This window comes from Pseudomonas sp. Hp2 (assembly GCF_006386585.1).
GTDB classification, from domain to species: Bacteria; Pseudomonadota; Gammaproteobacteria; order Xanthomonadales; family Xanthomonadaceae; genus Pseudomonas_S; species Pseudomonas_S boreopolis.
Window position 1 is genome coordinate 738595 of sequence record NZ_VAHJ01000001.1, and the last position, 13826, is coordinate 752420.

At 67.8% G+C, this 13826-nt stretch carries 9 protein-coding genes; 4 read left to right on the forward strand and 5 right to left on the reverse strand.

Annotated features, from left to right (window positions below; genetic code table 11):
• The first annotated feature begins 44 nt into the window (after positions 1 to 44).
• Both gshB and FD678_RS03100 read left to right on the forward strand, forming a co-directional pair.
• Positions 45 to 995 carry a glutathione synthase gene (gene gshB / locus FD678_RS03095; RefSeq protein ID WP_140719145.1) on the forward strand — a complete coding sequence of 317 codons (951 nt, stop codon included), beginning with the start codon at positions 45 to 47 and terminating at the stop codon, positions 993 to 995.
• The gene (locus FD678_RS03100; protein ID WP_140719147.1) at positions 992 to 1867 is read left to right on the forward strand and encodes an energy transducer TonB family protein; all 876 of its coding nucleotides are present in this window, start codon (positions 992 to 994) and stop codon (positions 1865 to 1867) included. Before gshB ends, FD678_RS03100 begins: the two co-directional genes overlap by 4 nt.
• Before the next feature lie 55 nt (positions 1868 to 1922).
• Here the strand turns inward: FD678_RS03100 and tsaB are convergent, their stop codons facing one another.
• From tsaB to mrcB, 4 genes are all read right to left on the reverse strand, one after another.
• Entirely contained in the window at positions 1923 to 2642 is a 720-nt protein-coding gene (gene tsaB, locus FD678_RS03105; RefSeq protein ID WP_140719149.1) for a tRNA (adenosine(37)-N6)-threonylcarbamoyltransferase complex dimerization subunit type 1 TsaB, read from the reverse strand.
• 91 nt (positions 2643 to 2733) lie between these two features.
• Entirely contained in the window at positions 2734 to 4794 is a 2061-nt protein-coding gene (locus FD678_RS03110) for an ATP-dependent DNA helicase (protein WP_140719151.1), read from the reverse strand.
• A 345-nt stretch (positions 4795 to 5139) separates the two neighbouring features.
• Positions 5140 to 5658, reverse strand: a complete 519-nt coding sequence (locus FD678_RS03115) for a tetratricopeptide repeat protein (protein ID WP_140719153.1) — start codon at positions 5656 to 5658, stop codon at positions 5140 to 5142.
• 3 nt (positions 5659 to 5661) lie between these two features.
• Complete coding sequence (mrcB, locus tag FD678_RS03120) at positions 5662 to 8082, reverse strand: penicillin-binding protein 1B (RefSeq protein ID WP_140719155.1); 2421 nt, start codon at positions 8080 to 8082, stop codon at positions 5662 to 5664.
• A gap of 266 nt (positions 8083 to 8348) precedes the next feature.
• Here mrcB and FD678_RS03125 point away from each other — a divergent pair, with 266 nt between their 5' ends.
• Both FD678_RS03125 and FD678_RS03130 read left to right on the forward strand, forming a co-directional pair.
• Positions 8349 to 9446, forward strand: coding sequence for a glycosyltransferase family 4 protein (locus tag FD678_RS03125; RefSeq protein WP_218569462.1), 1098 nt, complete (start codon positions 8349 to 8351; stop codon positions 9444 to 9446).
• 247 nt (positions 9447 to 9693) lie between these two features.
• Positions 9694 to 12213 carry a glycosyltransferase family 4 protein gene (locus tag FD678_RS03130; protein WP_140719159.1) on the forward strand — a complete coding sequence of 840 codons (2520 nt, stop codon included), beginning with the start codon at positions 9694 to 9696 and terminating at the stop codon, positions 12211 to 12213.
• A 45-nt stretch (positions 12214 to 12258) separates the two neighbouring features.
• Here the strand turns inward: FD678_RS03130 and FD678_RS03135 are convergent, their stop codons facing one another.
• Complete coding sequence (locus tag FD678_RS03135) at positions 12259 to 13776, reverse strand: hypothetical protein (RefSeq protein ID WP_218569463.1); 1518 nt, start codon at positions 13774 to 13776, stop codon at positions 12259 to 12261.
• Positions 13777 to 13826 lie beyond the last annotated feature (50 nt).

Genomic DNA, 13826 nt, shown 5'->3' on the forward strand with positions numbered 1-13826 from the left:
CGCGGCAACCGTTAACATCGGCGCCTCTCTGCCAGGTTTCCCCCATGCCGCTCGACGTCATCGTGGTGATGGACCCCATCGCCAGCATCAAGATCGCCAAGGACACCACCTTCGCCATGCTGCTGGAGGCCCAGCGCCGCGGCCACCGCCTGCACTACGTCCGCCCCGGCGGACTGGCGCTGCGCGAAGGCGTGGCGGTGGCCCAGGTCGCGCCGCTGTCGGTCAAGGACGACAAGGCCGGCTGGTTCGCCCTGGGCGAGTTCGCCGAACTGGCGTTCGGCCCCGGCCAGGTCGTGCTGATGCGCAAGGACCCGCCGGTCGATCCCGAATTCATCTACGACACCCAGGTCCTGACCGTGGCGCAGCGCGCCGGCGCCGAGGTGGTCAACGACCCGCAGGGCCTGCGCGACTACAACGAGAAGCTGGCGGCGCTGCTGTTCCCGCAATGCTGCCCGCCGACCCTGGTCAGCCGCGACGCCGCCGCGCTGAAGGCGTTCGTGCGCGAGCACGGCCAAGCCGTGCTCAAGCCGCTGGACGGCATGGGCGGGCGCTCGATCTTCCGCAGCGGCGGCGGCGATCCCAACCTGAACGTGATCCTGGAAACGCTGACCGACGGCGGCCGCAAGCTCGCGCTGGCGCAGCGCTTCATCCCGGACATCAGCGCCGGCGACAAGCGCATCCTGCTGGTCGACGGCGTGCCGGTGGACTACTGCCTGGCCCGCATCCCGCAGGGCGACGAGTTCCGCGGCAACCTCGCCGCCGGCGGCCGCGGCGAGGGCCGCCCGCTGAGCGAGCGCGACCGCTGGATCGCCGCCCAGGTCGGTCCGGAACTGAAGCGGCGCGGCATGCGCTTCGTCGGCCTGGACGTGATCGGCGACTACCTGACCGAGGTCAACGTCACCAGCCCGACCTGCGTGCGCGAACTGGACGCGCAGTTCGGCCTGAACATCGCCGGGCTGCTGTTCGACGCGATCGAGGCCGGCCGTCCGCAATGAGCGCCGCGGTCGCAGCGCCCCGCATCGATGCAAGCCAGCGCCTGATCGCGACCCTGGCGCTGTCGCTGCTGGTGCATGGCCTGCTGATCCTCGGCGTCGGCTTCGCGGTCAGCGACGAGGCGCCGCTGGTGCCGACGCTGGACGTGATCTTCAGCCAGACCAGCACGCCGCTGACGCCCAGGCAGGCGGATTTCCTCGCCCAGGCCAACCAGCAGGGCGGCGGCGACAGCGACAAGGCGCAGCGCCCGCGCGACAGCCAGCCGGGCGTGGTCCCGCAGCCGCACGCCGGCTTGGCGCCGCAGCCGCAGCAGGCCACGACCGCGGCGCAGGCGCCTGCGCCGCAGGCGCGCGTGGTAAGCAGCCGGCATGGCGAGGAATCGATGCCGGCGCCGCAGCCTCGCCCCCAAACCGAGCGGCCGGCGACGCCGGCCGATGCCGAGCGCGAACGACGCGACGCGGAGATGGCGCGCCTGGCCGCCGAGGTCCACCTGCGCTCCGAGCAATATGCCAAGCGCCCCAACCGCAAGTTCGTCTCGGCCAGCACCCGCGAGTACGCCTACGCCAACTACCTGCGCGCCTGGGTGGACCGCGCCGAGCGGGTGGGCAACCTCAACTATCCGGACGAAGCGCGCCGGCGCCGCCTCGGCGGGCGCGTGGTGATCACCGTCGGCGTGCGCCGCGACGGCAGCATCGAAAGCAGCCGCGTGCTGGTCTCGAGCGGCACGCCGATGCTCGATTCGGCCGCCCTGCGCATCGTGCAGCTGGCGCAGCCATTCCCGCCGCTGCCCAAGACCGAGGACGGCGTCGACATCCTGCAGGTCACCCGCACCTGGCTGTTCCTGCCCGGCGGCGAGTTGCGCGACGACCGCTGAAGAAGCCGGGAGGGGGGTTCGGGGAAGCGGAACAGCAGCCTCGCGGATGCCGCTTTCACGAATTCCGGAGCCCCGATCCCGAATCCCGGCTTTTCCGCTGCTGCTCCAGCGTGAGCGCGACGTTGTCGCGCAGGTAGGCGGGTTCGATGCTCTCCGGCGCCACGGTCTCGCCACGGGCGAAGGCGGGCAGCGCCAATGCCAGCAGGTCCGCCGCATGCGGCAAGGCCCGTGCGTCCACGCCTGCCAGGCGCGCGGCCAGGCGTTCGGCCAGCACGCCGTTGGCGGCGGCCAGGCCAGTGCCGACCGCATGCCAGCCATCGTCCGCACCGGGCAGCGTCACCGCCTCCGGCGCGCGCACCACCTCGTCGGATGCCGCCACGAGCACGCCGTCGCGGCGCTCGTACGCGGCCGCGTAGACCTCGCCCATGCGCGCGTCGATGGTGGCGAGCACGCGCGGCGCATCGGCCGGCGCGCGCAGTGCCAGCACCTGGAGCGTGGACACCGGCAGCAGCGGCAGGTCGAGCGCCAGGGCGATGCCTTGCGCCAGTCCGATCCCCAGCCTGACCCCGGTGAACGCGCCGGGACCCCGGCCGACCGCGATCGCGTCCAGCTGCGCGCGCGCGAGCCCGGCTTCGGCCAACAGCTGCTCGGCCCACGGCAATGCCAGCTCGGCATGGCGCCGCGGGGCGACCTCGAACCGCTCCAGCGTCCGGCCGCCGGCATGGAGGGCGACCGAACAGGCTTCCGTGGAGGTTTCGAAGGCGAGGACGTTCATGGAGCCGGGATCCGAATAAGCGGCAAAGCTTAGCATCGAGGGCCCGGGCCCCGGGACGGGCGCGGCTGGCCTCGGTCCCTCGCCAAGCGCCCTACGGCAAGTCCGCGCCGTCCCGGGGCGTGGCCGGGTCCCGGGGCTCCTGTCCCGCATCCTGCCAACCGAAAAACCCTCTCACCTCGGCGATATCGCGGGTCCGCGGCATCGGCGGCAGCGAGTCCAGGAACTTGCGCCCATACCCCTTGGACAGCAAGCGCGGATCGCACAACACCAGCACGCCGCGGTCGTGCTCGCTGCGGATCAACCGCCCCACGCCCTGCTTGAGCGCGATCACCGCCTGCGGCAACTGTTCGTCGCGGAACGGGTTGCCGCCTTCGCGCCGGATCGCGTCCAGCCGGGCCTCGAACACCGGGTCGTCCGGCGCGGCGAACGGCAGCTTGTCGATCACCACCACGCTCAACGCCTCGCCGACCACGTCCACGCCTTCGCGGAAGCTGGCGCTGCCGAGCAGCACGCCGTTGCCGGAAGCGCGGAAGCGTTCCAGCAAGGTCGCGCGCGGGGCCTCGCCCTGCACGAACAGCGGCCACGGCCCGCCACGCAACGCTTCGGCCGCCTCGCGCAACGCACGATGCGAGGCGAACAGCAGGAACGCGCGGCCTTCGGACGCTTCCAGCACCGGCCGCAACGTCGCGATCAGGGCGGTGCCGAACCCGCGCGCCGCCGGATCGGGCAGGCCCGGCGGCAGGTAGCACAACGCCTGCCGCGCCCAGTCGAACGGGCTCGGCTGCAGCAGCGTCATCGGATCGTGCAGGCCCAGGCGCGTGGCGATGTGCTGGAAATCGCCGTCCACCGCCAGCGTGGCCGAGGTGAACACCCAGGCCGCGTGGGTCTTTTCGCGGTGTTCGCGCAGCGGCCCGGAGACGTCCAGCGGCGTGCGCTGGCAACGGAAGCCGCGCGGGGTCAGCTCGTACCAGAAGACATCGGCATCGGAGGCAGAAGCCTGGGACTCCGGAGAAACCGGCCCGCCATCCGCGGCGGGCATGTCCCACCCCGGACTCTCGACCGCCGGGCCCGGCTCTTCGCCCAACCAGCGCGACAGGCGATTGAGCGCCTCGACCGCCCGCGCGGCGCAGCCATCCAGGCCGGGCGAGGCGTCGCGCAGCGGTTTCAACGCCTCGCCCAACTGCGCCAACGCCGACATCACCGTATCGAAGCCGTCGCGCACGTCCGGCTTGGCCAGCGCCCGCCACTGCGTGCCGCGCGGAGGCAGGCCTTCCATCGCGGTGCGCAGGCTGCGCAGCGCCTCGTCGAGCAGGCGCACCGGCTCCTGCAGCGCCGACTGCGCGCCCGCCACCAGCCGCGCCTCGGCCAGGCAGTCGCGCGCCAGTTCCTGCCAGGGGCGCATGCCGAAGCCTTCGCCGAAGAAGTTGGCCGCCAGTTCCGGCAGCTGGTGCGCCTCGTCGATCACGAACGCCTGCGCTCCCGGCAGGATCTCGCCGAACCCCTCCTGCTTGAGCGCCAGGTCGGCCAGCAGCAGGTGATGGTTGACCACCACCAGGTCGGCCGCCTGGGCGCGCTGGCGCGCCTGCACGACGAAGCATTCGTCCCAGAACGGACAATCGGTCCCCAGGCAGTTGTCGACGGTGGACGTCACCATCGGCAGCAACGGCGAATCGTCCGGCAGCGCCTCCAGTTCGGCCATGTCGCCGGCGCGGGTGCGCCCGCTCCAGGCGACGATGCGCTGGAACTGCGCGACCTGCTCCGGCGAGGCGAAGCGCGGCTCGCCGCGCGCCTGTTGCAACCGGTACTTGCACAGGTAATTGGCGCGCCCCTTCAGCAGCGCGGTCTGCAGGCCGACGCCGAGCGCCCCGCGCACGCGCGGCAGGTCGCGGTGGTAGAGCTGGTCCTGCAGCGCGCGGGTGCCGGTGGAAACGATGGTCTTCAGCCCCGAGAGCAGCGCCGGCACCAGGTAGGCGAAGGTCTTGCCGGTGCCGGTCCCCGCCTCGGCCAGCAGCACGTCGCGCTGGTCGAAGGCATCGGCGATCGCCTCGGTCAGGCGCAGTTGCGCGGCGCGCGGGACGAACGCCTCGAGACGATTGGCGAGCGCACCGCCTTCGCTGAGCGCTTCACGGCTGGCGGTGGCGAGTTGCGACATTCAAGGGCTCGGGGCTCGGGGCTCGGGGCTCGGGGCTCGGGGCTCGGGGCTCGGGGCTCGGGGCTCGGGGCTCGGGGCTCGGGGCTCGGGGCTCGGGGCTCGGGGCTCGGGGCTCGGGGCTCGGGGCTCGGGGCTCCAAAACAGGATCTTTGGCCTCGATTACCTGTCAAGTGTTTTTAAGCTTTTTGCCCCGATTTTTGCTTTTTTTCTGTGGGAGGGACTTCAGTCCCGACAGAGGGCCGGTAAAGCCTGTCGGGACTGAAGTCCCTCCCACAACAGCACGCGATCCGAAGTGAGCTTGTCGCTCTTCCGGGACCCGGGTCCCGGTCCCGAAACCCAGCATCATCAATAACGCTTGATCCCCGGTACCGTGCATCCTTCGATCTGCGCATGCGCCGATGCCGCATTCTCTTTCTCGCCCCGCGCGAGCCGCGCCTGCTCGATCGTCGCCCAGTGGCGCCGGCACAACGGGCCCGTCCTGGAACCGAGGTCGACCGCCTGCTTGGCGAAACGCTCGGCGCCCGCGTAGTCCTGCTGCAGTAGCGCGATTTCGGCGCGTTCCTGCAGCACGCCCGGATCGTTCGGGACCAGCTTCAGCGCCTGCTCGAGCGCCGTGGCGGCGCCGGCCAAGTCCCCGGCGGTGCGCTTGGACCCGGCCGCTTCGCGCAAGTCGTCGACCTGCGGGTCGCGCAACGGCTGCACGGTCAGCTCGGTATCGTCGACGCCGGCGATCTTTTCGATTTCGGCCATCCGCTGGGCCGGCGTGACGGTGGCCACCGGCGCGGGGGGCGGGGGCGGCGTGCTGGTGCAGGCCGCCAGCGCGGCGGAAACGGCGACGGCAAGGGCATAACGCAGCTTGGACATGGACTACTGGCCTCGTGGGGGAGCTTCGGAGGCGGGCTGCGCCGGCGCCTCCTTCTTGTCCAGGCCGAACCAGCTGCGCCAACCGCCGCCGCTCTCGCCCTGGGCTTCTTCCGCCGGCGGCGCCATCCCGGCGCTGCACGGAACATGGGCGGGAGCATACCCGGCCACGAACGGGAACTGGCGCGCCCCCGGACACGACGGATCGGTCGCGCCCGAACCGGCCGGCTCGATCCATTGCCAGTCCAGGCCCTTGCCGTTGACCCGCAGCGGCGCGCTCGGCAGGCGCGCGAAGATGCCCGCCCACACGCGCATCGCGCCGGTGGCGCCATACAGGCCGGTCTGCGCGTTCTGGTCGTTGCCCATCCAGACCACCGCCAGATGGTCGCCGGTATAGCCTGCATACCAGCTGTCGCGGCCGTCGTTGGAGGTGCCGGTCTTGCCGGCGGGCGACAGCCGGCCCAGGCCGTCGCCGAGCAACGCGCGGCCGGTGCCATGGCTGACCACCTGCTGCAACGCCACGCCGATCAGGTTGGCCGCGATCGAATCGCCCTCCTGCGCCGGCGCCGGGGTCTTGTCGTAGCGCTTGAGCAGCTTGCCCTGCGGGTCCAGCACGCCGCGCACCGCGTGCAGCGGCTGGATCTCGCCACCGGAAGCGAGGAACTGGTACAGCTGCGCCATCGCATACGGGCTCTGGTCGGTGGCGCCCAGGATCAGCGACGGGTTGCTGTCGGCCTTCAGGCCCGCCAGCACGTTGATCAGCTGCGCGATCCGCTCGGGCCCGACCTGCATGCCGACCCGCACCGTCGCCTGGTTGTAGGAATTCGCCAGCGCATCGACCAGCCGCACCGTGCCATGGCTGCGGTTGTCGGCGTTGCCGGGCGACCAGGTACGGCCGCGGCTGAGCTGCACCGTCACCGGCGAATCGTCGACCCAACTGGCCAGCGACCAGCGGTCCGGCGAGGCCAGCGCCAGCAGGTACACGAAGGGCTTGAGCAGCGACCCCACCGGCCGCTGCGCCTCGAGCGCACGGTTGAACCCGGGCGTGGACACGTCGCGGCTGCCGACCACCGCTAGCACGTCGCCGTTGTGCACGTCGGTCACCACCAGGCCGGCCTGCAGCGGCGGACGCTTCTTGTTCTCCAGCGACTTGATCGTGCGCATCACCGCACCCTCGGCATAGGCCTGGGCGGACGGCGACATGCCGGTCAGCACGCTCAGGCCCGCGCCCTGCAGCGCGCTTTCCGGGTAGTCGTGGGCGAGCTGGCGACGCACCAGGTCGATGTAGGCCGGAAAGCGGTTGGCGGCCACCAGCCCCGGCTCGGCCGGCACGCCCAGCGGCGCGGCCCGCGCGCGCTTGTACTCGGCGTCGTCGATCAGGCCGTTCTCGTGCAGCTTCTCCAGCACGAAGTTGCGCCGGTCCAGGGCGCGCTCGGGATAGCGGCGCGGATCGTAGTAGGACGGGCCCTTCACCAGGCCGATCAGCAGCGCCACCTGTTCGGTGGTCAGCGACCCCAGCTGGCGGCCGAACCAGAACTCGGCGCCGGAGGCCATGCCGTGCACCGCCTGGCCGCCGCGCTGGCCCAGGTAGACCTGGTTGAGGTAAGCCTCCAGGATGGTGCGCTTGTCGTAGCGCGCCTCCATGATCAGCGCGTACAGGATCTCGTTGAACTTGCGGGTGAGCGTCTGCTCCTTGCCGATGCCCAGCAGGCCGCTGCGCGCCAGCTGCTGGGTCAGGGTGCTGGCGCCCTGCCGGGTATGGCCGCCGCTGCGCACCGTCACCCACAGCGCGCGCACCATGCCGCTCAGGTCGATGCCGTGGTGGTAGTTGAAATCGCGGTCCTCGACCGCCTGCAGCCCGGTGACCAGCAGCTCGGGGACCTCTTCCAGGCGCACCAGCCGGCGTTCCTCCTGCTTCTGCCCGTACAGCGTGGCGATCCGCGCCGGGTCCAGGCGCGCGCTCTTCAGGCTCTTGCGGCTGTCGGCATCGCGCAACCCGGCGACGTTGCCGCCGCCCACGCCGACCTCGATGCGCCGCGCGGGCACGCGCCCGTCCACGTCGACGTAGCCCCGGCTGGAGATCACGAACCGGCCGCCGTCCTGCTGGTAGGTGCCGGGAAGCTTGCCTACCCCGTCGTCGCGGTAGGACGCCGCATCCAGTTCGGTCTTGAGCGTCTTGGCGTCGAGCGCCTTGCCCGGCACCAGCACCAGCGGCCGCGCATACACGCGGGTGGGGATCTGCCAGCGCAGCTCGCCGAAGCGCTGGGTGACCTGTCCGTTCAGGTACAGCGTGTAGGGGATCAGAAAGCCCAGCGCCAGGGCCAGCGCCGCCAGGCCCCAGAGAACCAGACGATCACGCCAATCCCGAGCTTCCGGCGGCCCGTCGCCTGTCTTGTTGTCAAAACCTTCTTCTGCGCGGTACGCCACGGGTGTGCGAGAATGGAAATTCTTGCGAGTCTAGCTCAACCTGCATGCTCCATGGTCCCACTCCGCACAAGCATGGCCGGATGTCGCTTGCGGATTATCTGTGCGTTTATCTGGCGTTCCAATGGCGCCGCCTCCTCTCCCGGTTTCACAGAGGACGAATCGCACTGCACTCCCGGGGACTCGCTGATCTGATACGCCCCCGTTCTATGCCAGAGCTCCAGAAACACCCTCTGGCAAGACCTGAGATCGCAACCAACTCGCCTCACATGGCATCTGGTCGTCGCATCCTGATCGTCGACATTGAGCCGCCTCGCCCTGACCGCGACTCCGGCTCGGTACGCTGCCAGAACCTGATGCGCCTACTAGTGTCGCTTGGCTATGCGGTGACCTTGCATTGCGAGGGACGCATGCCTGCAAGGGACGAAATCGATGAACTACGCGCCCTGGGTATCGACACCTCCCCCTACGCGGGCTCCGACCCGCGCTGGCTGAGCGAAAACCCGGACGATTACTGCGCAACCATCGTCTGCCGTTATCATCTCGGCCTGGCCTGGTTACCGCTGCTACGCCGGATGCTGCCGCATTGCTTGCATATCCTGGATACAGTGGACCTGCACCATTTGCGCGAACTGAGAGAGGCCGAACTACGGTCAAACAAGGGGCTTCGTGCCGCTGCAGTTGCAACACGCCGACGCGAGCTGAAGGCCATCCAGCTGGCAGATGTTTCGTGGGTCGTGAGCATTGCCGAAAGGAATTACCTGCAAAAGCTGGCTCCAGGCACGTGCATTGAAGTAATCCCCAACCTACATGCAATGCCAGAAGACGTCACTCCTTTTGCCGGACGTCGTGGCTTCATATTCGTGGGAGGAGGGCGCCATCCGCCAAATCTTGATGCAGCCGACTGGTTGCTTCGCGATATTTTCCCAATGATCCGCAGTCGGCTCGGCGATGTGCAATTGCACATGGTTGGCCCCGGATTGGCCGAAGCGCTAAGGATCGATCCCCATGCCTATCCAGGCGTGATTTTCCACGGACACGTCCCTTCGCTTGTCTCCCTTCTGTCATCCTGCCGCGTCAGCCTGGCCCCCCTTCGTTTTGGCGCAGGCGTCAAGGGCAAGGTCAGCGAAGCTCTAGCTCATGGCCTCCCCGTAGTGACCACGCCCAGCGGCGCCGAAGGCATGCATTTGCGCCCAGGTCTGGATGCCCTGATCTGCACGGACGCCACCATGATCGCCGAAGCAGCCGTCCGCGTGCATGAAGACCCTGAGCTCTGGCACCGCTTGTCGGACAATGGGCGTCAAATTGTCCTCCGGCACTTCTCGCTACAAAGCACGCGCGAGAAACTCTCGACGCTACTTCCCTGACCATGCGTTTCGGCCTCCTCATGCCAATATCTTCGATCAAAGCACTTATTGCCCGTAATGCGCTTTTCAAGCGACTGGCCATTCGCGCCCTCGCTGCACTACCCGCACTGGATATGTGGATCAGGAACCGAGTAAGCACTGAAGCTTATCGCCCATCAGGACTCAAGGTCGGCGAGAAGCAACTCCCCCACGCCGCCATAGAAATCCATCAGAAACTGCTCACATTGATTCACACGGGCCGAAAGAGGTGAAAATTCTTCTTGATCTACAGGGCGCCCAAACCCAAAGCCGGCGCCGCGGCATTGGTCGTTTTACCCGAGAAGTAACGAAGGCCTTGTTGCGGCAGGCAAGCGGACACGATGTGCACCTCATGGTGACATCTCCGCTTGACGAAGCCATTGACGACGTGATTGCCGAGTTCCGCCCTTGTGTTTCCAAAGACCGTTTCCATTACCTGCGATTGCCGTACGGCACGTCTGCGAACATGACGGCGAATAACTGGCTGAATCGAGCGACCTCGCGCCTCTTTAGGCAAGGAATCGATTCTCTGGGCATGGATGTGGTGTGGCATCACAGTCTTTTCGAGGGATACGACGAAGACGCGGTCATTCCCGATCGCAAGCCATCCACGGCGAGCGCAGCGACCCTGTACGACCTGATCCCGCTGCACGATCCAGAGGGCCACCTTCCTGGCACCCTGATGAAGCTATGGCATCGACGCCGAGCCAGCTATCTGGCTGACGTAGATACTCTCTTTTCGATTTCAGAATGGAGCGCCAAGGACGCCACCGAAAAGCTGGACATTGATCCGTCGCGCATCTCGGTGATTGGCGCGGGAGTCGATGCAATGTTTCGGCCCGCCCGGCTCAACACCGAGGAAAAGCGCAAGCTATTCGATCTGTTCGGAATCCACTCTTCCTACATCCTTTACAACGGCGGCTTTGATCCACGCAAGAACGTTTCCTTGCTATTGGAAGCCTTTGCGCAGCTACCCGTCGATATCCGCCGTGGATATCAATTGGTCTTGGTTGGCGACCACCGCGAAGCCCAAAAGGAGATATCCAGGACATGCTCGCGCATCGGCTTGGTACCACCTGAAGTTGTGTTAACCGGTCGCGTGAGTGACACCGACCTCGTAGCCCTGTACAGCGAATGCTCCTTGTTTGTCTTCCCCTCGTTCATGGAAGGCTTCGGCCTGCCGGTGATAGAAGCCATGGCTTGTGGTGCGCCGACACTATGCAGTCACGCCACGAGCCTGCCCGAGGTCGCGGGCCGCAACGACATGCTTTTCTCGCCCACGGATAGCCACGACCTTTGCGCCCGCATGGTGTTAGCACTTACCGATGGCGGCTTCACCCAGGAGCTGCGTGAACACGGATTGCGCCGCGCTGCCGACTTCACCTGGGATGCCGTTGCGAAGCGCGCGCTCGCCGGTTTAGAAGCACTACACGAACGACGCAACCGCTCATTCACATTGCCCGGCGACCCAATCGGCATCCAGGAAGACCAAATAATCGCCGACATCGCTGCCATCCCGGCCACGCCCGCGCGAGACGACCTTGCACAAGTCGCCTTTTCCCTCTGCATGATGCGCACGCCGCCGAGACCGCCCCAATGGTTAGTTGATGTCAGCAGCATCGCGATTCGCGATATCGGCACCGGCACTCATCGCGTTACCCGTAGCATCCTGGGCGAATGGCTGCGCCAAGCACCTACCGATGCACGGATCGCCCCCATAAGGCTTCAGGATGGCCTTTATCACTACGCGGGTGATTTCTCCTCCCTCCTTTTAGGTGAAGGGATCACCAGCCTGAAGGGTATCGCGTGCGCATATCCAGGTGACACATTCGTAGGGCTCGACTGGGCTCCGGAAGCCGTTAATGCAGGTCGTTCCCGCTTGCAAGAGTGGCGGCGCGGCGGCATCAATACTTGCTTTGTCGTTCATGATTTGCTCCCCATGAGGATGCCGGAGCGCTTCCATCCTCACTCATGCGAACTTTTCGACCGCTGGCTACGCAATGTTGCTTATCTTGCCGACAACATAGCGTGCGTTTCAGCTACGACTGCGAGCGACCTCTCATCTTGGCTGGACGAAGGATCCGCCGATTACCAATTCCGAGTCAGGCCAGCAGTTACCCATTTCACATTGGGTGCAACCTTCGTAGATCGGCCCGTTGAGGCTTCAGCCATCCGCGCTTCGGTCAGCGCCTCATTGCATGAACGCCCCAGCCTGCTGGTCGTCGGCACCCTGGAACCCCGCAAAGGACACGAACACGCTCTGCGTATATGCGAATTTCTATGGAGTGCAGGGCACGACATCAACCTCATCGTGGTAGGCCGACGTGGTTGGTCAGACGAGGCATTGGCAAATCGCCTGACCAAGCACGAGGAAACAGGACGCCGCCTGTTCTGGCTCAATGATGCTGAAGACAACGAACTCTCTGCCTTGTACTCCTGCTGTACGGCCCTTCTGGCCCTATCGGAAGGAGAAGGCTATGGCCTACCGCTCTTAGAGGCAGCCCATCACGGGCTACCGGTAATCGCACGTTCACTGCCAGTATTCCGGGAGATCATGGGCGACTATCCGTACTATCTGGACAATGATGCGCCACCCTCCTGGCCGTCGGCAGTGGCCGAGTGGCTGCTTGCGCCATCCACTCACATCAGCCCAACTTCCTTTACGCCACTTTCCTGGGCCGAAAGTGCTGACCAGTTGGCCTCATTGATTAGAAACATGGGCTCCCGGGATGGAGACATGACGCTTTAGGAGGAAATGCGCCCGTTTGCATGAAGTAGTCCAAACCCAGGCACCCTAAAACGGCCTATGTAACGTCGCCGCATCCACGCGCTCACGAAAACTGGCAAGTTCAGGCATTGCCGGGTCGAGTCGATGTGCTTCCTCCAATGCCTGGCGCGCGAAACTCGCGTCGCCCGCACCTAGCCGTTCGCTGCCCACCGCGATCCATCGCTGCGCCAGCCGCCGGCGCGCGGCGGCCAGTTCCGCCTCGCGCGTCGCCGTGGCTTCCCAAGCGTCCAGGCAGACGCGCGCGGCGCGCAGGCGGTTGCCGCGCAGTTCGTCCTCGAAGCAGCCGCGCGTCGCCTCGACGATGCGGCGCAGCGCATGCAGCACCCGCTTGTCCTGCGGCGCGATCGCCTGCGCCTCGCGCAATTTGTCGTAGGCGCTGGCTCCCGGGGGCGTCAGCCAGTCCTGCGCGGTCTCGGCCCGCTCCACCTGCTGCATCAGGGTACGCAGGCGCCGTTCGCGCTGGGCCGGCGACAACTTCGGCTGGCGCGCGTCGTGGGCCTGGCGGGTGCGCTCGACGCTCTCCCTGGCGGCGGCGATCGCGGGATTGCCCGGGTCCAGGTCGCGCGCGGCCGCCAGCGCCGCACCGGCGGCGTCGAAACGGAAATCCGCCGCTTCGCGCGCGGCCTGCGCGGCCAAGGCCGCCGCCACGCGTGCCAGGTCCGCGCGCGCCTGCGCATCGTCCGGCTGCGCCTTCGCCACCGCCTGGAAGCTGCGCGCCGCCGCATCGAGCCGGCCGCGCCGCAATTGCACCTCGCCATTGCGGCGATGCCGCTCCAGCAGGCGGTTGAACTCGGCCTGCGCGGCCGGCAGTTCGGCATGGCCGGGATCGTAGCGGCGCGCCGCCGCCAGGATCGGGGCCGCCGCGGCGACGTCGTCCCTGCGCAAGCTCGCCCAGGCCTGCTGGATGAAGTCCGAGAGCGCGTCCTCGCGCCCTTCCAGCGCTTCGGTGCGCTCGGGCGCCAGCTGCAGCACCTGCTGGTACAGCGGCAACGCGCTGTCCGGCGTGCCGTCGAGGCGCCCTTCCGCGCGGGCTCGCGCGGCGCGGGCCAGCAGTTCGTCGAGCCCCGCGCTGCGGGCGCGTTCCCGCCGCAGATCGTCGAGCAGCGGGCCGACCTGCGCGCGCGGCACCTGCAAGGCCTGCGCCAGCGAGAGCGCCTGCGCCGCCGCGTCGAGGCGGCCGGCGGCCAGCGCCGCTTGCGCCTGCGCGACCGCCGCCAGCCCGGTGCGGGCGAGTCCGTCGCGGGCTTCGTCGCGGTCGGTGTCCAGCGCCAGGGCCGCCTCGAACAGTTCGCGCGCGCCGCTGCCATCGCCGGCGCTCAGGTGCCCGCGCGCCAGCGCGCCTTCGGCGCGGCCAAGCAACTGCTGGATCCGGGTATCGGGCCAGATCCAGTCCGAGAGCGGCCGCCGGAACGCCACCGCCAGCAGCGCCATCGCGACCACCACGGCCAGCACGCTCCACCAGAAGCGGGGCGACCTGAGTGGCGACCACAGCCGTGATCTGGCCCATCGCGATGTGCTTGGCATGCGGCGGCGTGATTCCGGGCGCGACCGGACCGGACGCGTTGACGCGCGAA

What these genes read in the sequence shown, in the direction of transcription:
- gshB (WP_140719145.1), top strand. Translation starts at nt 45, where the DNA reads ATGCCGCTCGACGTCATCGTGGTGATGGACCCCATCGCCAGCATCAAG.
- FD678_RS03100 (WP_140719147.1), top strand. Translation starts at nt 992, where the DNA reads ATGAGCGCCGCGGTCGCAGCGCCCCGCATCGATGCAAGCCAGCGCCTG.
- tsaB (WP_140719149.1), bottom strand. Translation starts at nt 2,642, where the DNA reads ATGAACGTCCTCGCCTTCGAAACCTCCACGGAAGCCTGTTCGGTCGCC.
- FD678_RS03110 (WP_140719151.1), bottom strand. Translation starts at nt 4,794, where the DNA reads ATGTCGCAACTCGCCACCGCCAGCCGTGAAGCGCTCAGCGAAGGCGGT.
- FD678_RS03115 (WP_140719153.1), bottom strand. Translation starts at nt 5,658, where the DNA reads ATGTCCAAGCTGCGTTATGCCCTTGCCGTCGCCGTTTCCGCCGCGCTG.
- FD678_RS03125 (WP_218569462.1), top strand. Translation starts at nt 8,349, where the DNA reads ATGGCATCTGGTCGTCGCATCCTGATCGTCGACATTGAGCCGCCTCGC.
- FD678_RS03135 (WP_218569463.1), bottom strand. Translation starts at nt 13,776, where the DNA reads ATGCCAAGCACATCGCGATGGGCCAGATCACGGCTGTGGTCGCCACTC.